General features: G+C 67.0%; 26 protein-coding genes. 11 read left to right on the top strand and 15 right to left on the bottom strand.

The genetic code is table 11. From position 1 onward, the window contains the following. Window positions 1-27 precede the first annotated feature (27 nt). The 5 genes from ACFQGD_RS29120 (at window position 28) to ACFQGD_RS29100 (ending at window position 4,828) form a co-directional block, all read left to right on the top strand. Window positions 28-1,011: a sugar ABC transporter substrate-binding protein gene (locus tag ACFQGD_RS29120; RefSeq protein ID WP_345400092.1), complete on the top strand. Its 984-nt coding sequence runs from the start codon at window positions 28-30 to the stop codon at window positions 1,009-1,011. A 90-nt stretch (window positions 1,012-1,101) separates the two neighbouring features. Beyond that, on the top strand, window positions 1,102-2,103 hold the full coding sequence (locus ACFQGD_RS29115) for an ABC transporter permease (RefSeq protein WP_345400095.1): 1,002 nt from the start codon (window positions 1,102-1,104) through the stop codon (window positions 2,101-2,103). A 5-nt stretch (window positions 2,104-2,108) separates the two neighbouring features. Next, entirely contained in the window at window positions 2,109-2,954 is an 846-nt protein-coding gene (locus ACFQGD_RS29110; RefSeq protein ID WP_345400098.1) for an ATP-binding cassette domain-containing protein, read from the top strand. Then, a complete protein-coding gene (locus tag ACFQGD_RS29105) occupies window positions 2,951-3,961 on the top strand; it encodes a Gfo/Idh/MocA family oxidoreductase (RefSeq protein ID WP_345400101.1) in 1,011 nt (336 codons plus the stop codon). The genes ACFQGD_RS29110 and ACFQGD_RS29105 overlap by 4 nt, the downstream gene beginning before the upstream one ends. Window positions 3,962-3,964: 3 nt before the next feature. Beyond that, window positions 3,965-4,828: a sugar phosphate isomerase/epimerase family protein gene (locus ACFQGD_RS29100; RefSeq protein WP_345400104.1), complete on the top strand. Its 864-nt coding sequence runs from the start codon at window positions 3,965-3,967 to the stop codon at window positions 4,826-4,828. 34 nt (window positions 4,829-4,862) lie between these two features. Here ACFQGD_RS29100 and ACFQGD_RS29095 read toward each other — a convergent pair whose 3' ends face one another. Next, window positions 4,863-5,870, bottom strand: a complete 1,008-nt coding sequence (locus ACFQGD_RS29095) for a Gfo/Idh/MocA family protein (protein WP_345400107.1) — start codon at window positions 5,868-5,870, stop codon at window positions 4,863-4,865. A 93-nt stretch (window positions 5,871-5,963) separates the two neighbouring features. Here ACFQGD_RS29095 and ACFQGD_RS29090 point away from each other — a divergent pair, with 93 nt between their 5' ends. Together ACFQGD_RS29090 and ACFQGD_RS29085 are read left to right on the top strand one after the other, a co-directional pair. Then, window positions 5,964-6,974 (top strand): LacI family DNA-binding transcriptional regulator, encoded by a 1,011-nt coding sequence (locus ACFQGD_RS29090; protein WP_345400110.1) that lies wholly within the window; start codon window positions 5,964-5,966, stop codon window positions 6,972-6,974. Window positions 6,975-7,002: 28 nt separating this feature from the next. Next, window positions 7,003-7,752 carry an SDR family oxidoreductase gene (locus ACFQGD_RS29085; protein ID WP_345400182.1) on the top strand — a complete coding sequence of 250 codons (750 nt, stop codon included), beginning with the start codon at window positions 7,003-7,005 and terminating at the stop codon, window positions 7,750-7,752. A 13-nt stretch (window positions 7,753-7,765) separates the two neighbouring features. Here ACFQGD_RS29085 and ACFQGD_RS29080 read toward each other — a convergent pair whose 3' ends face one another. From ACFQGD_RS29080 to ACFQGD_RS29015, 14 genes are all read right to left on the bottom strand, one after another. Then, window positions 7,766-8,308, bottom strand: a complete 543-nt coding sequence (locus ACFQGD_RS29080) for a flavodoxin family protein (RefSeq protein WP_345400113.1) — start codon at window positions 8,306-8,308, stop codon at window positions 7,766-7,768. Window positions 8,309-8,312: 4 nt separating this feature from the next. Further along, the gene (locus tag ACFQGD_RS29075) at window positions 8,313-8,447 is read right to left on the bottom strand and encodes a hypothetical protein (protein WP_345400116.1); all 135 of its coding nucleotides are present in this window, start codon (window positions 8,445-8,447) and stop codon (window positions 8,313-8,315) included. Window positions 8,448-8,480: 33 nt separating this feature from the next. Further along, window positions 8,481-9,833, bottom strand: a complete 1,353-nt coding sequence (locus ACFQGD_RS29070; RefSeq protein WP_345400119.1) for a recombinase family protein — start codon at window positions 9,831-9,833, stop codon at window positions 8,481-8,483. Beyond that, window positions 9,830-10,054, bottom strand: a complete 225-nt coding sequence (locus ACFQGD_RS29065) for a hypothetical protein (protein ID WP_345400122.1) — start codon at window positions 10,052-10,054, stop codon at window positions 9,830-9,832. The genes ACFQGD_RS29070 and ACFQGD_RS29065 overlap by 4 nt, the downstream gene beginning before the upstream one ends. 4 nt (window positions 10,055-10,058) lie before the next feature. After that, window positions 10,059-10,241, bottom strand: coding sequence for a hypothetical protein (locus tag ACFQGD_RS29060; RefSeq protein ID WP_345400125.1), 183 nt, complete (start codon window positions 10,239-10,241; stop codon window positions 10,059-10,061). After that, the gene (locus ACFQGD_RS29055; RefSeq protein WP_345400128.1) at window positions 10,241-10,789 is read right to left on the bottom strand and encodes a recombinase family protein; all 549 of its coding nucleotides are present in this window, start codon (window positions 10,787-10,789) and stop codon (window positions 10,241-10,243) included. The genes ACFQGD_RS29060 and ACFQGD_RS29055 overlap by 1 nt, the downstream gene beginning before the upstream one ends. A gap of 204 nt (window positions 10,790-10,993) precedes the next feature. Then, entirely contained in the window at window positions 10,994-11,755 is a 762-nt protein-coding gene (locus ACFQGD_RS29050; protein WP_345400131.1) for a hypothetical protein, read from the bottom strand. 345 nt (window positions 11,756-12,100) lie between these two features. Continuing rightward, on the bottom strand, window positions 12,101-12,829 hold the full coding sequence (locus ACFQGD_RS29045; RefSeq protein WP_390221122.1) for an AAA family ATPase: 729 nt from the start codon (window positions 12,827-12,829) through the stop codon (window positions 12,101-12,103). Continuing rightward, on the bottom strand, window positions 12,826-13,350 hold the full coding sequence (locus tag ACFQGD_RS29040) for an AAA family ATPase (protein WP_390221121.1): 525 nt from the start codon (window positions 13,348-13,350) through the stop codon (window positions 12,826-12,828). The genes ACFQGD_RS29045 and ACFQGD_RS29040 overlap by 4 nt, the downstream gene beginning before the upstream one ends. Beyond that, window positions 13,347-14,288, bottom strand: coding sequence for a bifunctional DNA primase/polymerase (locus ACFQGD_RS29035; RefSeq protein WP_345400134.1), 942 nt, complete (start codon window positions 14,286-14,288; stop codon window positions 13,347-13,349). The genes ACFQGD_RS29040 and ACFQGD_RS29035 overlap by 4 nt, the downstream gene beginning before the upstream one ends. Before the next feature lie 76 nt (window positions 14,289-14,364). Beyond that, entirely contained in the window at window positions 14,365-14,499 is a 135-nt protein-coding gene (locus ACFQGD_RS29030) for a hypothetical protein (RefSeq protein WP_345400137.1), read from the bottom strand. Continuing rightward, on the bottom strand, window positions 14,496-14,684 hold the full coding sequence (locus ACFQGD_RS29025; RefSeq protein WP_345400140.1) for a hypothetical protein: 189 nt from the start codon (window positions 14,682-14,684) through the stop codon (window positions 14,496-14,498). The genes ACFQGD_RS29030 and ACFQGD_RS29025 overlap by 4 nt, the downstream gene beginning before the upstream one ends. 130 nt (window positions 14,685-14,814) lie before the next feature. Further along, on the bottom strand, window positions 14,815-15,222 hold the full coding sequence (locus ACFQGD_RS29020; protein ID WP_345400143.1) for a hypothetical protein: 408 nt from the start codon (window positions 15,220-15,222) through the stop codon (window positions 14,815-14,817). Further along, window positions 15,222-15,485 carry a hypothetical protein gene (locus ACFQGD_RS29015; protein WP_345400146.1) on the bottom strand — a complete coding sequence of 88 codons (264 nt, stop codon included), beginning with the start codon at window positions 15,483-15,485 and terminating at the stop codon, window positions 15,222-15,224. The genes ACFQGD_RS29020 and ACFQGD_RS29015 overlap by 1 nt, the downstream gene beginning before the upstream one ends. A gap of 353 nt (window positions 15,486-15,838) precedes the next feature. Here ACFQGD_RS29015 and ACFQGD_RS29010 point away from each other — a divergent pair, with 353 nt between their 5' ends. The 4 genes from ACFQGD_RS29010 to ACFQGD_RS28995 are packed head-to-tail and all read left to right on the top strand — an operon-like array spanning window position 15,839 to window position 17,331. Next, window positions 15,839-16,045 (top strand): hypothetical protein, encoded by a 207-nt coding sequence (locus ACFQGD_RS29010; RefSeq protein WP_345400149.1) that lies wholly within the window; start codon window positions 15,839-15,841, stop codon window positions 16,043-16,045. Beyond that, the gene (locus ACFQGD_RS29005) at window positions 16,042-16,347 is read left to right on the top strand and encodes a hypothetical protein (RefSeq protein WP_345400152.1); all 306 of its coding nucleotides are present in this window, start codon (window positions 16,042-16,044) and stop codon (window positions 16,345-16,347) included. The genes ACFQGD_RS29010 and ACFQGD_RS29005 overlap by 4 nt, the downstream gene beginning before the upstream one ends. Beyond that, window positions 16,337-16,939, top strand: coding sequence for a hypothetical protein (locus tag ACFQGD_RS29000; protein WP_345400155.1), 603 nt, complete (start codon window positions 16,337-16,339; stop codon window positions 16,937-16,939). Before ACFQGD_RS29005 ends, ACFQGD_RS29000 begins: the two co-directional genes overlap by 11 nt. Then, window positions 16,936-17,331, top strand: a complete 396-nt coding sequence (locus ACFQGD_RS28995; RefSeq protein ID WP_345400158.1) for a hypothetical protein — start codon at window positions 16,936-16,938, stop codon at window positions 17,329-17,331. Before ACFQGD_RS29000 ends, ACFQGD_RS28995 begins: the two co-directional genes overlap by 4 nt. Window positions 17,332-17,416 lie beyond the last annotated feature (85 nt).

Genomic DNA, 17,416 nt, shown 5'->3' with positions numbered 1-17,416 from the left:
TATCGAAGAAATCACGAGGTGTTCTCAATGAAGAGACTGTTCACCCGACCCTCCGCCGTCATAGCCGGTCTCGCCGCGGCCGCCCTGGTGCTCGCTGGCTGCAGCAGCCAGGGCGGCAAGCAGGAAGAGACAGCGGCGCTGGACACCCCGACATACAAGATCGCGATGATCACGCACGGGGTGCCTGGCGACACGTTCTTCGACATCGTCCGCGCTGGCGCCGAGGACGCGGCGACCAAGAGCAATATCGAGATCCAGTACGCCGCCGACCCCGACTCCGCGAAGCAGTCAACGCTGGTGGACAACGCCATCGACCAGGGGGTCGACGGTATCGCATTGACGCTGGCCAAGCCGGACGCGCTCAAGGGCGTCGTCAAGCGCGCCAACGAGGCAGGCATTCCCGTCGTCGCGTTCAACTCCGGTATCGAGGAATGGCAGGACGTCGGTGCGATGTCCTACTACGGCACCGACGAGCACCTGGCGGGCACCGCGTTCGGCAAGCGGCTCAACGAGGAAGGCGCCAAGCACGCCCTCTGCGTGATCCAGGAACAGGGCCACGTCGCGCTCGAGACGCGCTGCCAGTCGTTGAAGGATGCCTTCGATGGTGAGACGACCAAGGTCTACGTCAACGGCGCCGACATGACCTCGGTCCAGTCCACACTGCAGGCGAAGCTGCAGGCCGACTCCAGCATCGACTACGTCGTCACGCTCGGTGCGCCGTTCGCGCTGACCGCGCTCGACTCGGTGGACAGCGCTGGCAGCGACGCAACGGTCGCCACCTTCGACACCAACAAGGACCTGGTCAGCAAGATCGAGGACGGCTCTGTGGAGTTCGCGGTCGACCAGCAGCCGTACCTACAGGGCTACCTCACCATCGACGCCTTCTGGCTGTACCTGACCAACGGCAACGTCGCTGGCGGCGGCAAGGAGCCGGTGCTGACCGGGCCGGCGTTCATCGACAAGACCAACATCGACAGCGTCGCCGAGTTCGCGGCGAAGGGGACCCGGTGATCATTCATGGCCACCACCGAAAGCCCCCCTCGTAAACCCGCTAGTAGCCCCCCGCCGTCCGAGACGGCGGCGGGGGGCGCCCACGCCCGCGTGAGTAAGCGCTCCCTCGGCCGCCGGTTCGTGACGCGCCCCGAGGTCGGGTCGCTGGTCGGCGCGGTCGCGGTGTTCGCGCTGTTTTTCACCGTCGCGACGCCGTTCCGTGAGCTCGCGTCGCTGTCCACCGTGCTCTACGCCAGCTCGACCATCGGCATCATGGCGGTAGCCGTGTCGCTGCTGATGATCGGTGGCGAGTTCGACCTCTCGGCCGGTGTCGGGGTCATCACCTCAGCGCTCGCGGGCGGCATGTTCGCGTATCAGCTGTCGCTGAACGTGTGGGTCGCCGCCCTCATGGCGCTGGGTGTCTCGCTTGGCATCGGGTTCGTCAACGGCTATCTGGTTGTTCGCACCAAACTGCCGAGCTTCCTCATCACGCTGTCGATGTTTCTGATGTTGCAGGGGCTGAACCTCGCGGTGACCCGTGCGGTGACCGGGAGTGTCGCCAGCCCGTCGATATCCAACATGGACGGCTTTTCGTCCGCGCAGGCGGTGTTCGCGTCGACGTTCACCATCGGCGGCATCAACGTCCGTATCACCGTGCTGTGGTGGCTGCTGTTCGTCGCGCTGGCCACCTGGGTCCTGCTGCGCACCAAGGTCGGCAACTGGATCTACGCCGCGGGCGGCAACGCCGACTCCGCTCGCGCGGTGGGCGTTCCCGTGAAAGCCACCAAGATCGGGTTGTTCATGACGGTTGGGTTCATGGCCTGGTTCGTCGGCATGCACAACCTGTTCCGGTTCAACACCGTGCAGTCCGGCGAGGGTGTCGGTCAGGAGCTGATCTACATCGCCGCCGCCGTCATCGGTGGCTGCGCCCTGATGGGTGGCTGGGGAACCGCCATCGGTGCCGCGATCGGCGCGCTGATCCTCGGTATGGCCGAGCAGGGTGTCGTGTACGCGGGCTGGAACCCCGATCTGTTCATGTTCTTCATCGGCGCCACGCTGCTCGTCGCCGTGGTGCTCAACCTGTGGGTGCGCATGCGCGCCCAGCGGAGGTGACCGCCATGACCACCGCGACCACGAAACCAGCTCCGATTCTCGAACTGACCGACGTCGGCAAGAGCTTCGGCAACATCCACGCCTTGCGCGGCGTGAGCCTGTCGGTGCGCGCCGGGGAGGTCACCTGCATCCTCGGCGACAACGGGGCGGGCAAGTCCGCACTCATCAAGATCATCTCGGGGCTGTACCAGCACGACACCGGCTCATACCAGGTCTGCGGCAAGCCGATGAAGTGCTCGTCGCCGAGGGACGCGCTCGACTGCGGCATCGCCACGGTCTATCAGGACCTCGCGCTGGTGCCGCTGCTGCCGGTGTGGCGCAACTTCTTCCTCGGGTCCGAGCTGACCATCGGGCCATGGCCGTTCCGGCGGCTCGACGTCGCCGCGATGCGCCGCATCGCCGACGAGGAGCTGCAGAAGATGGGCATCAAGGTGCCCGACATCGACCAGCCGGTCGGCACGCTGTCCGGTGGGCAGCGGCAGGTCGTCGCGATCGCTCGGGCGATCCACTTCGGTGCGAAGGTGCTGATCCTCGACGAGCCGACCGCCGCGCTCGGCGTGAAGCAGTCCGGGGTGGTGCTGAAGTACATCTCCGCGGCTCGCGAGGCCGGGCTCGGGGTCATCTTCATCACCCACAACCCGCACCACGCGTACCTGGTCGGGGACCACTTCGTGATCCTGCGCCAGGGCACCCTCGACCTGTCGTCGCCGCGTGCGGAGCTGACGCTGGACGACCTCACGCACCACATGGCGGGCGGGGCGGAACTCGACGCGCTCAAGCATGAGCTGCGGCGAATCGACGTCCCGGACGTCGGCGCGGTGCACGATGCGCAGGAAAAGGAGAAGGCATGAGGAGTGTCAGCGTCGGCGTCATCGGCACCGGCTGGATCGGCCAGGACCACATCCGCCGGATCACCGAGCGGGTGGTTGGTGCGCGAGTGGTGGCTGTTGCCGACATCGACCCTGAACGCGCCAAGCAGGTCGCGTCCGATGTGGAGGCTCGGGCGCTGCCGACCGGGCAGGACGTGATCGACGCTCCTGAGGTGGACGCCGTCGTCGTCACCTCGTGGGGGCCGACGCATGCCGAGTACGTGCTCGCGGCGATCGCGGCGGGCAAGCACGTGTTTTGCGAGAAGCCACTCGCCACGACGGCGGAGGATTGCCTGCGCATCGTCGAGGCAGAGCAGGTGCACGGGCGTAGGCTGGTGCAGGTCGGGTTCATGCGCCGCTACGACGCGGGCTACCGGCAGCTGAAGCAGGTCATCGACGCCGGGGACATCGGCACGCCGCTGATGATGCACTGTGCCCACCGCAACCCAACGGTGCCGGAGGGCTATCACTCGGCGATGGCGGCGCAGGACACCGCGATCCACGAGATCGACACTGTCCGGTGGCTGCTGGATGACGAGATCGTCAGCGCGCAGGTGCTGACGCCGCGTTCGACGTCGAACAAGTTCGAGCACCTGACCGATCCGCAGTTCATGCTGTTCGAGATGGCCGGTGGTGCGCGGATCGACCTCGAGGTGTTCGTGAACTGCCAGTACGGCTACGACATCCGGTGCGAGACGGTCGGCGAGACCGGTGCCGTCAGCCTGCCCGACCCGGCGCAGGTGTGGCTGCGCGATGCGGGCCAGGTGCGCACCGGCGTCTACCAGGACTGGAAGGACCGCTTCGCCGAGGCATTCGACGTCGAGCTGGCCGAGTGGGTGCGGGCGGTGCGCGACGACGCGCTGACCGGCCCGAGCGCGTGGGACGGCTACGCCGCGTCGGTGATCAGCGACGCGACGGTCGAGTCGCTGCGCACCGGGGGCGTGGTTAACACCCAGCTCAAGGACCGGCCGGAGTTTTACGGAGGCTAGCGCATGGTCAAGATCGCACTCGATCCCGCGATGTATCACGCGGACCTGTCGGTGGCCGACGAGGTCCGCAAGGCGGCCGAGCTGGGGTACGAGTACCTGGAGCTGTCGCCGCGCGCGGACTTCTTCAGCTGGCACCAGCACCCGAAGGCGGACGACGCCGCGATCGCCGAGGTCAAGCAGGCGATGCGGGAGACAGGTGTCCAGATCCTGTCGCTGGTGCCGGTGTTCAACTGGGCATCGCCCGATGAGCAGGAACGCCAAGCGCAGGTGCGCAACTGGCGGCGGCTGTTGGAGATCGCCGCCGAGCTGGAGTGTCCGATCGTGAACTCGGAGCTGTCCGGCGACCCCAACGACCCGGTGCGCTCCGAGCACGCGTTCTATCGGTCGATGGCGGAGCTGGTTCCGGTCTTCGAGTCGTATGGGATCGGGCTCAACCTTGAGGCGCACCCGTACGACTTCGCCGAGCTCAACGACGACGCGGTGCGGATCGTGCGCGGCATCAACAAGTCGTGGGTGAACTACCTGTACTGCGGTCCGCACACGTTCCACCTCTCGGACGGGGCGGGCGACGTGCGCCGGATGATGTCGTACGCGGGGGACCGGCTGGCCCACGTGCACATCGCGGACTGCTTCAACCACCGTGCCAATGTCGGCAACCGCTACATCGTCAACCCGCCCGGCGCGGACGTGCGTATCCACCAGCACAACGAGATCGGCAACGGCGAGGTGGCGTGGGACGAGTTCTTCGCGACCCTGCGGGAGACGTCGTTCGACGGCGTGGCCACGGTGTGCGTCTTCGGCTGGGAGGAAGACGCCGACGACATCCACCGTCGCATGCTGGAGCGCGTTCGTAAGGAGCTGTGCTGACGGGCGCTGGGTGCCGGTGGCGCGCCCCCGACGCTCACACCGCAACCGGCGCGCCGACACGCACCGGCAGTCCACTTCGGACGGACTGCTCGCACGCTTCTGCGAGCTCAAGGCTGAGCAGGCTGTCGCGCGCGGGGGAGGGGTTGGCCACCTCGCCCACCGCGATGGCGGCGAACGTCAGCAGCTCGTGGATGTACGCGGGCCGGTAGCGCTCCTGGAAGCCGCGGTAGGCGTTCGCCCGGACACGGGGTCCGCCCGGCTCGAGCGAGGTCAGCGGCGTGCGGGCGTCGAGACCGACGGCGAGCGTGTCCTTGCTGCCGTACAGCTCCATCCGGCAGTCGTACCCGGCGGGGTCGTGCCGGGACGCCGACAGCAACGCCTGCGCGCCGCTGGCGAATCGCAGCGTGGCGACGACGTTGTCCCAGTCGCCGACCTCGGCGAACGCCTCGTCCACCAGCACCGACCCGGACGCGTAGACCTCGGTCACCGGTTCGTCCAGCAGCCACGGGATGACATCGAGGTCGTGGATCAGGCAGTCGCGGAACAGCCCGCCTGAGCTGGCGATGAACTCCCGCGCGGGCGGCTCGGCGTCGTTGCAGACCGCGCGCACGTGGTAGACCGTGCCGACCTCGCCCGCGCGCAGCCTGCGGTACAGCTCGACGGTCGCGGGGTCGAACCGGCGGTGGAAGCCGACGACGACCGGCACGCCGGACGCCTCGATCTCCGGGACAAGCGAGCGCATCTCGACGAGGCTCGGCGCGAGCGGCTTCTCGCACAGCACCGGAGTGTCTGCCGCGATCGCCCTGCGAACCAGGTCAGGGTGGGTGTCGGTCGGGGTGGCGACGATCAGGCCGTGTGCCGTGTCGAGCAGCGCGTCGAGATCGTCCGTCGCGGTGACCTTGTGGCCGATGGTGTCGGCGACGTCGCGCGCCCGGCGCGCCGCCGGGTCGTAGAGCACGATCTCATCGAACTCCTCCAGCCCGGCGAGGTTGGTGGCGTGCATCGTGCCGATACGGCCCGCTCCCGCGACTGCGATCCGCATGGTCGCCCCTTCCGTGTTAGAGCGCTCCAATTTGGAGCGCTCTAATCGTGTAGCGTGGGCCACGGCGGTGTCAATACGACAACGGAGGTAGTGGTGGCTCGGCCGACGATGGAGGACGTCGCCGCTCGCGCCGGGGTCTCCCGCGCGCTGGTCTCGCTGGTCATGCGCGGGTCGGCCAAGGTGAGCGAGCGCCGCAGGCAGGCGGTGCTGGACGCCGCCGCCGAGCTGGGGTACGCGCCGCACGCCATGGCGCGCTCGCTGGCGAGTCGGACGTCGACGTTGCTTGGCGTGCTGGTCTCTGACCTCCACAATCCGTTCTTCGCCGAAATCGTCGACGGCATCGATGAGGTCGCGCGGGCGGAGGGGTTCGAGTTGATCCTCAATACCGGCGGGCTGGACGTCGAGCGTGAACGGGACGCCGTGACGCGGCTGCTGTCGTTCCGGCCCGCGGGCCTCGCGCTGCTTGGCGCGGCCGTGCCCGCCGAGGTGATCGCGGACGCGGCCGGGCAGTCGTCCGTTGTCGTGGTCGCGCGCCCGGCGCGCATCGCGGGGGTCGACTCGGTCAATGACGATGGTGGCCTCGGCGCGCGACTCGCCGTGGACCACCTGGTAGAGCTGGGACACACGCGGATCACGCACTTCGACGGCGGCAGGACGTCGGAGGCGCGCATCCGCCGGGAGGGTTACGCCGCCGCGATGCGGGCGCACGGTCTGCGGCCCGACGTCGTCCGCAGTGAGTACACGGATGCCGGGGGCGAGAAGGCGGCGACCCTACTGCTCGAACGCGGCGGGATGCTGCCTACCGCCGTCGTCGCGGCCAACGACGTCAACGCCGTGGGGGCGCTGTCGGTGTTCTCCGACGCCGGGCTCGCGGTGCCGAGCGACATCTCCGTCGTCGGCTACGACAACACCGCGCTGAGCGGGCTCAGACACATCGGGCTGACCACTGTGGACCAGCCGCGCGCGGAGATGGGACGTCTTGCCGCGCGGGCACTGGTTGAGCGCGCCCGAGGTGAGCGGGGGGCGGCGCGGCGTCGGCTGGTCACGCCGTCGCTCGTCGTGCGGTCGACGACGGCCCCGCCGCGAGCGCCTGGCCGGACCTGAGCCATCGCGGCGGTACGGTAAGGGCATGATGGACACCCATCCCGTCGCCGTGGTCACCGGCGCCGGATCAGGACTCGGCCGCCACATCACCCGCGCGCTGGCGGGCGAGGGCTACCGCGTTGTTCTGATCGGACGTCGTGCCGATGCGCTGCGGGAGACAGCGGCGGACATCCCGACAGAGCGTGCGCTCGTGCTGCCCACCGACGTTACCGACGCCGCCGCGGTGGCCGCGACGTTCGACGCGGTGGTTGACACGTGGGGCAGGGTCGACGTCCTGGTCAACAACGCGGGAATGTTCGGGCCCGCCGGTACGGTGGATGAGCTGACACCGGAGCAGTGGCAGCAGGCGGTCGACGTCAACCTGACCGGCGCGTTCCTCTGTGCGCACCACGCGGTGCGGGTGATGAAGACGCAGGACCCGCAGGGCGGGCGGATTATCAACAACGGGTCGATCTCCGCGCACAGCCCCCGGCCCGGCAGCGTCGCGTACACGGCGACCAAGCACGCCATCACGGGGCTGACGAAGTCGATCTCGCTCGACGGTCGCGCGTACGGGATCGCGTGTGGACAGATCGACATCGGCAACGCCGCCACCGAGATGACCAGCGGTATCGCTACGGGCGCTCGGCAGGCCGACGGGAGTGTGAAGCCGGAGCCGACGTTCGACGCCGAGCACGCAGCCCGCGCCGTGGTCTACATGGCAAATCTGCCGCCGGAGGCGAACGTCCAGTTTCTGACACTCACGGCGACGACCATGCCGTACATCGGCAGAGGGTAGCTACGGAAGCCCGTCATTCCATCAAGCTCGCCGCCAGCGTCGCGCCCAGCTCCCAGCACGCCTCCAGGTCCTCCTTCGACGGCTCGCCTGTCACCGTCACCGGAGCCGCCGACGTCTCCCACCCCAGGCCGGTCACGATGCGCTCGATTCCGCGCGTGGTGCCGGCGACGTCGCTGCCGCCGTGCACGTAGTAGCTGTATGGCCTGCCCTTCGTGGCGTCCAGGCATGGGTAATAGACCTGGTCGAAGAAGTGCTTCAGCGCGCCGGACATGTAGCCCAGGTTGGCCGTAGTCCCGAGCAGGTAGCCGTCCGCGGCGAGCACATCGGACGGCGTCGCCGCCAGCGCTGGTTTGCGGACGACGTCGACACCCTCGATCTCGTCCGTGGTCGCGCCGTCGACGACGGCCTCGAACATCGCCTGCACGTTGGTAGATGCGCGCGAGTTGGGATCGACGGCCTCGGGCGCGTTGCGGCCGTTGGCGCCGTCCACGACGCGCTCAAACATCGCGTGGGTGTTCGGGCTGGGCGTGTGATGGACGATGAGCAACGTAGGCATGGGGCTAGGATGCCTCACGCCTTACGAAGCGGCCGTTCCGGCGCGGCTGGTTGCGCGCGTGGGTGGACGGCTCGCGCGGGTACGTCGCGGGATCGCCGCGCCAGGGCACGACGACGACGGCGTCCGGGTGGACCTCCACGCGCCGGATCACCTTCCGAAGCAGTGTGTGCCACTAGTCCACCGAGACGTCGGCCGTCGCGGACTCGAACCGGTCCAGGACGTCGCGGTCGGGGTCGAGCGCGTCCAGCTCCGCACGGAGGCGCGACACCTCGTCGGCCAGCTCGCCCAGCCGTGCCTCGGCGTCGCGCTTGGCGGCGCGGTAGTCGTCGTCCGGCATGTCTCCCTCGACTACCAGCCGTGCGGCGGTGGCGAGGCCGCGTCGCACCTTGTCTTCCTCGCCGTAGGTGCGCGTGAGTTCGGCCTGGAGCCGCGCACGCTCGCGGTCGTCGTCGGCGGGGCTGGCCGCGCGGTCCGCCAGGTCCTGGAGGTGACCGACCAGCCACAGCGAGACGAAGGCTTCCAGCTTGTGACGCGCGATCGACACGCCCTTGCACTCGCGCGTCGAGTTGTGGCGCGTGCACAGGGCGCGCGGGTACTTGCGCCGCGCGGGGTCCGGCTCCGCGTACGACGACAGCACGAGGTTGGCGTCGCACAGCGCGCAGGTGGACAGGCCGCCACCCAGCGGCCACTTAGGCTGCCGGGCGCGCGGCTGCGTCGGGTGACGCAGCGTGCGCGCCTCGCGTTCACGAAGGTAGTCGCGCCAGGTCGCCTCGGAGAGGATCGGCTCGTGCGCCCCGCGCTTCCAGTCGCCCGCGCCGTCGCGGACGTATCCCGCGTAGTAGGCGTTCGCCAGCAGTCGTGTCACGGTCGACTGCCCGAAGGGCCTGCCGCGCGGCGTTCGGTGGCCACGCTCGTTCAGCCACTCCGCGAGGGACTGAGGACCGCGTCCGGCGATGTACCGGCGATACAGCCCGTCGACGACGGGCGCGGTGATCGGGTCCGGCTCGTGCGGCTGATCGCGCGCGGCGGCGCGCCGGTAGCCGAACGGCACAGGTCCGCCGTGCGTGAGGCCCAGCTCGCGGCGTCGCGCCTGCACGGACTTCCAGGTGCGGGACTTCTCGCGTGAGAACTCGGCGTCGATCACCTGGTGGATGTCGCGGGCGAACGGATCGTCGCCCTGAGTAACGGACTCCAGCGCGCCACCCGCACGCTCGATGCGTCGGTTGATCACCGCCTGGTCGAACCGTTCGCGGCTGATGCGCGAGTACAGGTAGACGACGATCACGTCGGCGTCCCCGCGTTCCACGGCCTCGATGGCCTCCACGACGCCGGGTCGCTGCGTGTACTCCACGCGGGACGCGGAGAGGCCGGAGTCCGGCTCCGCGACCTTCACGACGGTGTAGCCCTTGCGGGCGCAGTGGTCGCGCCCCGCCTTCTCTTGCAGCTCCAGGCTGATCTTTTCCTCGCCAGCGACGGATTCCCGGACGTAGATGACGGCACGTGGTCCACTCTCGACGGCTGTCACGGTGCACCGTCCTCGATCAGCGTTCGGCCCTCGACGCACTTGCCAAGTCGCTTGGAGTACTCGTCGGCGTACACGTACTTCGTGTCGTGGTCGATCCACTCGGTTCGCTCGGTCGCGAACACCTCGCAGAGCGGTGTGGAGGTGAACAGGTAGAGGCCAATCATGATCGTCAGTGCGATCACGCATACGACCACCACGGTCCGTACGGTGTCGCTGCTCATCGTGTCACCTCCTCTTACTCTTACGTGGCGGATAAACGCGGCAAACGGCGCCGGGTTTGCCGGGGCAGTAGGGGCGGCCGTAGTCCGGGCTGCACGACCAGTCGCCGTACATCAGCATGAGGATCAACATGCCAGCGGCGATAACGACCCAGCCCTTCGGCCCGATCGGATCAAGGTCGTCGCTCATCAGGCATCCTCCCGTCCCGCTCGCTGGCGCTCCCAGCGTGCCATGTAGCCGCTCCGTTTACGAGGTTTGCGATCTTTCGCGCCAGGCTGACGCCCTACGGGCAAGCCTTGCGCCTTGCGCTTGGCGAGACCGGCCTTGATGTTCTCGCTCTTACGCTTGGAGGACTGCTGCGCCATCCAACCGGCGAACGCCAGCAGGACGTCCTGAATCTCGGGACTTGCGGTCAGCCAGGGTTCCTCGTGACTGATGATCGCCACGCCGCGTTCGCGGAACTGGCGAACCACGCGCAACGTCGCCTCGGCGCCCTCGCGGGACAGCCGGTCCAGCGCGAAGACGATCAGCACCTTGAAGCGGCCTCGGTGCGCGTCGTCGAGGGCCTGCTTGAGGACGTCGTGGTGGTGGCCCTTCCACGCACTGGCGTGCAGCTCGTAGGTCGTTACGACGTCGTATTCGCGGTGGGCCGCGAGGGCCAGCAGTTGATTCGTCGGGTCCTGACCTTCGGTCGACACACGTGCCCATACGGCCGCCGGTGTAGTACCGTTTGCCATGTCGCACTTTCCTTTCAGCGGTGGGTGCGATTCCTGCGGCGTTCGAGCGACGGCTCGGACGCCGCATTTTCTTTATGTGATTAAACGCGATCGATATTAACACAAAATAGCTTTAGTCAATTCACGTCGATCGAACGTGTGCACGACGACGGGAAACGCGGGTCGAATCGTGCCGATTCGCGTTCCGAGTTTGTTTACTCACGATCAGTAGACCCGCCGGGACATCGGGTTAAGTGTGGGTCGCGTCCTGGTCCGGGCCGGTGCGGCGGGTTCGTCGTCGACCAGCTCCGCGTCCACCACGTCGTTGGCCTCGTTGGGTCCTGAGTCGTCCCGAGACGTGTCGTCGTCCGGCGTGCCCGTCGTCGTACCGGACTCGATCGCGAGGCGCGGAACGGGAGGATCTGGGATGACGTCGGCCGATCCGTCGGGACCGGCGGCAAGACGGGCGGACGCCGCCTCAAGTGCCCATTCCATGACCTGCGTGCGCTGGACCGGATGGAAGCCCAGGCCGTCGACCAGCGCGGTCACGACGTCGCGCACGACGGCGGAGATGATCTCGCCCTCAAGCTGCACGTTGCGCTGGTAGTGCTCGGCGATGTGCTCGTGCGCCCTGGTGTCGATCGCGGTCTTGGCCAGGTGATGCGCCACCTTGGCCGTCTCCACGATGCGGTCCAGCTGCTCGGGCGTGATCTCCTCACCCTCCGTGAGACCCAGGCGTGCCTCACGCGCGATCACGTCGATGGTGTGCGTGTGGTCAAGCACGACCTCCCACGGGTGGCGTCGGTCGCCCTGCATAAGCTCGGCCAGGGTGAGGCGTTCGTTTGCCTTTCGGACGGTGCCCGGTGCCTTGCTTCCGTGGTTGGGACACACCGTGGTTCCGGGTGTCGCCCAGCGCCGACACTGCTTGCCGCTACGTCGGGACGTCGCGGTGCACTTCATGGCTGGAATTCCCTGCTGTCTTGCCATGGGTTCCTTCCAAGGGGTGAAAGTGGAAAGCGTGCTTGTGGGCGGCACTTCGCGTTGTCCCGATCGGCACCGCCCGCTTTCGTGTCGACGCTTGGTCGCGCACGACAACGGTTCATTCCATCGTTCCATTCCAAGGAAGTGGAACGATGGAATGAATTCCGTTCCAAGCTTCTGGAATGGAGTGGAATGAATGGAATGAAGACTAATGTCAAGTGCGCTGTCGTCGAGGAACTCACAAAATCTTCATTCCGCAGCACTGGAATGAAGACTAATTGGACTTCGTTCCAAACGATCTTTGCAACGGTGCCCGCGTAGCAGCGGCCGGAACGAATGGAACTAAGTCCCCTACGCCGCATCGCCGCCATCCTCTCCGGTCGGCTCGGGCCCTACACCGAAACGCTTCGACGTACCGACCTTCCGGCTGTGGACCAAGTCTCGTTCGACGGCCGCATTGACGATGCTTACCAGCGTCTCGTTGCGGCTGACGCCGATCTGTTGCCCGAGCCGATCCTTAAGCGTGGTCATGTTGATCGTGTAGGCGCCTTCGGACTCGGTGGACTTCCGTACGACGTCCGCTACCGTCTCAACGTGCTGCTCGATCCCGTACTGGCGTCGCGTGCCTCCCAAGAAGGTGAGCCGCCGCGTCGCCGCGTCGTACGCCAGGGCGGACTCACCGGCGTCCACGTCCCGGCCGTATGCGGACAGGAAGCGCGCGCCGGACTCGACCTCCGACTCATCGTCGGCGCGCTCGCGGACGTACTTCCAGTTCACCTCCGGCCAACCCTGCAACTTAGATGCGCCGCGGGCACGCTCGGCTGAGTGGCCCATGTGATGCACGATCAAGGCGTCGTCGATTCCGGCCTCCACGAGAAGCTCGTCGAACGCGGCGAGGAACTTCCCGGTGTCGTCGTTGCTGGACTCGCTCAGGCCGAGCGCCACCAGCGCCGGATTGAGGCAGTCCAAGATCAAGACGGACGTCTCTGCCTCGCCAAGCCGTTCGGCCAGTTCCGCGCGGACGGCGTCATCGAGCAGGTCGAAGGCGCGGCCGTAGCCGCGTAGGTTCCACAGCATCACGCGGTCGGTGTTTCGATGCCGATGTCCCGATACCACCGACGCAGCATGGTCGGCGACATCTCGTTGTCGATCACCGCGACGTTGCCGGTTAGTGGTTCAACCTCGAAGTACCCCAAGAACGGAACGCCATCCGCGAGCGACCGAGTGAGGTTGCCGGTCAGCGTCGTCTTACCGGTCTTCTGTGCGGCGGACAGCATTACGCGACTCTTGATCGGCCACCACCCTTGTATGCGGTAGCGCTGTTCCTCGTCGGGTTCTTCGAGGATCTCCTTGAGGCTGGTCAACGTCGGGATGGTGACCCGGCCGCGTCTATTGGCTCGATACAGTTCCTGCGCTCGATCACGCGCGATCAGATCGCGCAACCTCCGTGCGGTAAGTCGCTCGACTTCCTCATCTTCGAAGGAGTCGTCCTCAACGTCGAGAGCTTTCTTATCCGTCACCGCAGGTGACACGTGGACGATCATCGCCGTGTCGTACATTTCCTCGGGGGTGAGGATCCACACCGGTCGTTCTTCGCTCATCCGCGCCACCTCGCCAGGAACGCTCGGGCCGAAGCCAGCTCTTCGTTGCGCGCATCCCGCTGGCGCCCTTGAGCGCTTTGCGCGGTTCGCCATGCCTCGGACCACGTAAAGGGATGCGGCTGCTGGGATGTCGCATTCCAGCACCGACGCAAGATCGTCTTGACCTCGGACTCAACGCGATCTTCCGACCACAGCCGGAACGCCAGTCGGTAGGCGTCCTTGTTTCGCGATCCCGTGAACCAGCCCAGCCCGTGCGCCTCGAAGTCGTCGGTCGGAGGCAGCGGACCACCGCCGCCCGCCGCGCTACCGGCCGTTCCCGTCCCCGAGCGCACGCGAGCGCGCCTCGGGCCGGTCAGCAGGCGTATCAACCCGTCCGGCATGGTCGCCACCGCTACGGAGGTGTCGAGCCACTTGCGCCGACCGTCGCCGCTGGGCACGCCGACGTAGTGGCCGTCCGACGCGACGTCGATCAGTCCGGGCTCCAGCTCGCCGGACGACACCGCCGCGTTGGCCGGGTACCTGAACCACAGGTGCAGTCCGCCCGAAACCGACCGCGCCGTAAGGGTCCGTGGCAGCGACCAGCCGTTGAGCTGCTCCCACTGGTCGAGCAGGTCCAGGCCCTCGTGCTCGACGTCCAGGACGACCACGCCGGATGCCCGTCCCGTGCGCACCGACAGCCCGGTCGTCGGCGGTACCTGAAGCATTAGGTCCACGCGCCCCACGTCGTCGGTCGCGGCGTAGAACCCGTGGCACAGCAGGCACCGGCACGTTTCGGCGTCGTGCGGCTCGTAGCTCGACGACCCTGGCGCGCAGCGGTCGCAGTTCTTGTGTGGCTTTTTGCCACCTGGGTCGTCGCGCGCCAGCTTGAAGACCTTCCAACCGAGCGCGACGTACCACTCGGCCCACGGCCGTCGTGGGTCTACGTTGTACGATGTCAATGAAACCTCCACTATCGTCTAGGTTTCTCCGGCATAACTGTGATCAGCCCCGGCGTGCCCTTCCGCCGGGGTTTGATCACTTCTCGACTTCTTCGGGCCTCGCCCGCTCGCGAACCTGCGCGACGACACGCGCGAGGTACGCCGCAAGCTCTGCGCTGATCTCAGGGGCCGGAATCGGCGACGTCCGCGTGCTTGTCTGCGACCTGCTCACCGTCCGGCCTCCTCGCGCGCGTACTCCGCCTCGATTTCTTCGAGTGCGGCCAGAATCGCGTTTCCCGTGCGGATCATCTTTTCCGCCTCACGCCGCGCACGGTCGCGCTTGTTTTCCTCGGGGTACTTATTCGCCATTCCGATCGTGCCGCTTCGGCGTCGACCGGGAACGTTGTTCGCACTCACGAATATCTCCTATGTCCGATGTGGACGATATTGCGGTCGATAATAATTGCCGATCCGGTTCGGAATGATGCGGTGATGAGGTGAGCGCCGGGCCGTCCACGGTGAATGAACGGCCCGGCGCATTCCCGCTTTACAGCGAACGCTCGAACAGCGAAGTGACGCTCCGCTTCTGGCTGAGCAGGACCTCGCGGATCTGACCGATCAGGTCGTGAGGTGTCCACTCCATGTCATCGATAAGGGCATACACGGTGAGGATTACCCGGGGCCCGTCCGGACGATCCCGGTTGTGCTCCACGTGAACGCCCGTGAGACCAACGATTCCTTCGGAGTCGCCGAGCTGGTCCTCCAGCTTTCGCAGGCCCTGCACGACTTCGTACACGTAATCGAATGTGTGCCCGTAGCCCCAGGCCAGCTCGCCCATCCAGTTCACGTCGAGTTCGAGATCGAACTCGTACCGGATCTCCCACATCTTCTTCCCGTTTCGAGTGAGATGCCGGTGCTCGTGGGGACTGACGATGACCTCACTTGCCCCGGCCATCAGGATTCCATCCACTTGTCGAAGTACTTGCTGACGGCCTTCTGGATCTTTTCCTTCAGGTACTCGTTGAAGTCGTCGCGGTGATCACTGGGCAGACGACGAAGAGGAATGCTGTTGATCCACGTTCCCGCGTCGTCGATGACCAGCACCTGGACGTGTTCGTGGTTACTACTCCACCGATGGGAAAGGTGCGACATGTCGATGGAACGCGGCGCGGTGACCAGGCCGTTGGGCGGAACGGGGGCGTTGTCCATATCGGACATAAGGAATTCTCCTTGCGTGACCGGAGCGCAAGAGAAGCCCGTAGGCTCAACTGCACTCACTTGAGTACTTTGTTGCGCGGTCCGTGTGGCCGCGCCGGTGCCAAAGTGCCGGATCGCCTATGCGGGACGACGACGTGAACCACGCAAATGGGACAAATCACCGGCTGCGTTGGCCTATTGCGCCTTCGTGTTTCAAGGTCGAGCGTGCGGCTGACCTGCGGCTATGGATCAGATGACACGAGGCACCGCTCGGAGATGCGCCAGTTGGGGTAGGTCTCTTCACCCGTCCACAGTGGACAGAGTCTCGGCGTAGCGTTGTCGTATACAACGACAACACCTGCGGAGATGTGCGAATGGCGAAGAACGGAAGCGACACCGTGCCGGTTCAGACCCGCGTGACGCCCGAGCTGGCCGCCAGGCTTGACGAGATCGCCGGGGAACTGCACCTCACACGCGGTCACGTCGCGACGCTCATTCTCGCCGCCGGGGTCCAGCGCGAGCGCGACCTACTGAAGACGTTCCGCGCGCTCATTGCGCAGCAGACGGGAGGTCAGCCGTGAGTGACCGCTACATTCACCTACCGCCGGAGCAGCCGCCGGACCACGCGCCGGGTTGGGTCGAGCGCGTCTGTTCGCGCTGCGGCGACGTCGCGCTGACGTGGCGCGGGAACTGCGTTCTCGGTTGCTGCGGCTGCGACACGTCGCGCGTGGCGCTGCTGCCCGTGGACCTCGCCGCCGATCTTCACCTGAGCGCCCGCGACCGCGCGCGGCTGGAGTTCATCCTCCGGCACCTGGATCACGAGGCATCCGTGTTCACCTCCGCCGCTCATCACCTGAAGGAGCTGATGCCCGATGCGGCCTAAGACCGACGTCGAACTTGCGCGGGGCCTGCTCGCTTCGCTCCGGCCGGACAGCATCGGCGACGGGTGGAACCATCCGGGAACGACCGTGGCCGCTCGCGTCGACTTCGCGCGCAGGTTCCACGCCTGCTCGTGGGGACGGTTCGGGGAGGACGTGATCACCGCCGCCGCGAAGAACGTCACCGGCTGTCGGTGGTGCGTCGCACAGGCCAGCGCCAAGGCGTACGGCCGTGAACGGCCGCGCTACTCGAAGGCAACCGCCCTGCTGCTCGGCGAACCGTGCCGCAAGTGCGTCAACGCCTGGCGTGAGCGCGTCGCCGCGTTCGCCGCACGGGTCGAGGCGCGTCGGAAGATCGAGCGCCAGCGACACGCGCTGGTGTCCGCGATGAAGGCCCAACGACGGGCTCAAAGCACAACGACGCACGCGACGACGCCGACCCGACGTCGTTCGACGGCCGCGACGCGATCGGCCACGACGCAGGCTTTCAGCATCCGTGGCCAGCACGGGAACCGCTGCGCGTGCGACCGCTGCGTGGCGGAGCACTACGACGCCCACCAATGGCGTCGGCTCGTCCAGGAACGGAGGCAGCGATGAGCGACGACGCGACCGACGTGCGTACCGAGGTGGTGCAGCGCCTCGTTGCCTGCCGCGACGCGGACGACCTGAACGACGTGATGGCGACGTACGACCCCACGGCCGCCGAGAGGCGGGTCGCGATGCAGTTCCACTACGACGCCGCGATCGCGGACCTACGCGCGGCCGGTGCCGTTCGTGAGAACAGCCGCACGATCATGGACATCACCCAGCGCCAGCTCATCGCGCTGCGGCACGTTCACGAGGTGACGCAACGCTGGTGCCAGCCGCACCGCCTGGACCGGACGCTCGGAAGCCTCATGAAGGTGATGCCCACCGACGAGGCCGAGACGATCGAGGGCGCGCTGCGCTGGGGTGGTCTGCTACCGCCCAAGGAGGACGTCGGCGACTGATGACCCAGGAGCTTCCCACAGCAGTTGGGAGGAGGGGCGTTCGCACTCACCCTTTCGGTGCACGCTCCGGCCGAGGTGGCGCCGT

Origin of the sequence: Haloechinothrix salitolerans (assembly GCF_042662605.1) — a bacterium.
Lineage (GTDB): Bacteria > Actinomycetota > Actinomycetes > Mycobacteriales > Pseudonocardiaceae > Haloechinothrix_A > Haloechinothrix_A salitolerans.
This window is presented reverse-complemented; position numbering and strand designations above follow the sequence as displayed.

Coding starts and splice junctions, on each gene's coding strand:
- ACFQGD_RS29120 (WP_345400092.1), top strand. CDS start 28: ATGAAGAGACTGTTCACCCGACCCTCCGCCGTCATAGCCGGTCTCGCC.
- ACFQGD_RS29110 (WP_345400098.1), top strand. CDS start 2,109: ATGACCACCGCGACCACGAAACCAGCTCCGATTCTCGAACTGACCGAC.
- ACFQGD_RS29105 (WP_345400101.1), top strand. CDS start 2,951: ATGAGGAGTGTCAGCGTCGGCGTCATCGGCACCGGCTGGATCGGCCAG.
- ACFQGD_RS29100 (WP_345400104.1), top strand. CDS start 3,965: ATGGTCAAGATCGCACTCGATCCCGCGATGTATCACGCGGACCTGTCG.
- ACFQGD_RS29095 (WP_345400107.1), bottom strand. CDS start 5,870: ATGCGGATCGCAGTCGCGGGAGCGGGCCGTATCGGCACGATGCACGCC.
- ACFQGD_RS29085 (WP_345400182.1), top strand. CDS start 7,003: ATGGACACCCATCCCGTCGCCGTGGTCACCGGCGCCGGATCAGGACTC.
- ACFQGD_RS29080 (WP_345400113.1), bottom strand. CDS start 8,308: ATGCCTACGTTGCTCATCGTCCATCACACGCCCAGCCCGAACACCCAC.
- ACFQGD_RS29065 (WP_345400122.1), bottom strand. CDS start 10,054: ATGAGCAGCGACACCGTACGGACCGTGGTGGTCGTATGCGTGATCGCA.
- ACFQGD_RS29060 (WP_345400125.1), bottom strand. CDS start 10,241: ATGAGCGACGACCTTGATCCGATCGGGCCGAAGGGCTGGGTCGTTATC.
- ACFQGD_RS29055 (WP_345400128.1), bottom strand. CDS start 10,789: ATGGCAAACGGTACTACACCGGCGGCCGTATGGGCACGTGTGTCGACC.
- ACFQGD_RS29050 (WP_345400131.1), bottom strand. CDS start 11,755: ATGGCAAGACAGCAGGGAATTCCAGCCATGAAGTGCACCGCGACGTCC.
- ACFQGD_RS29040 (WP_390221121.1), bottom strand. CDS start 13,350: ATGAGCGAAGAACGACCGGTGTGGATCCTCACCCCCGAGGAAATGTAC.
- ACFQGD_RS29020 (WP_345400143.1), bottom strand. CDS start 15,222: ATGGCCGGGGCAAGTGAGGTCATCGTCAGTCCCCACGAGCACCGGCAT.
- ACFQGD_RS29015 (WP_345400146.1), bottom strand. CDS start 15,485: ATGTCCGATATGGACAACGCCCCCGTTCCGCCCAACGGCCTGGTCACC.
- ACFQGD_RS29010 (WP_345400149.1), top strand. CDS start 15,839: ATGGCGAAGAACGGAAGCGACACCGTGCCGGTTCAGACCCGCGTGACG.
- ACFQGD_RS29000 (WP_345400155.1), top strand. CDS start 16,337: ATGCGGCCTAAGACCGACGTCGAACTTGCGCGGGGCCTGCTCGCTTCG.
- ACFQGD_RS28995 (WP_345400158.1), top strand. CDS start 16,936: ATGAGCGACGACGCGACCGACGTGCGTACCGAGGTGGTGCAGCGCCTC.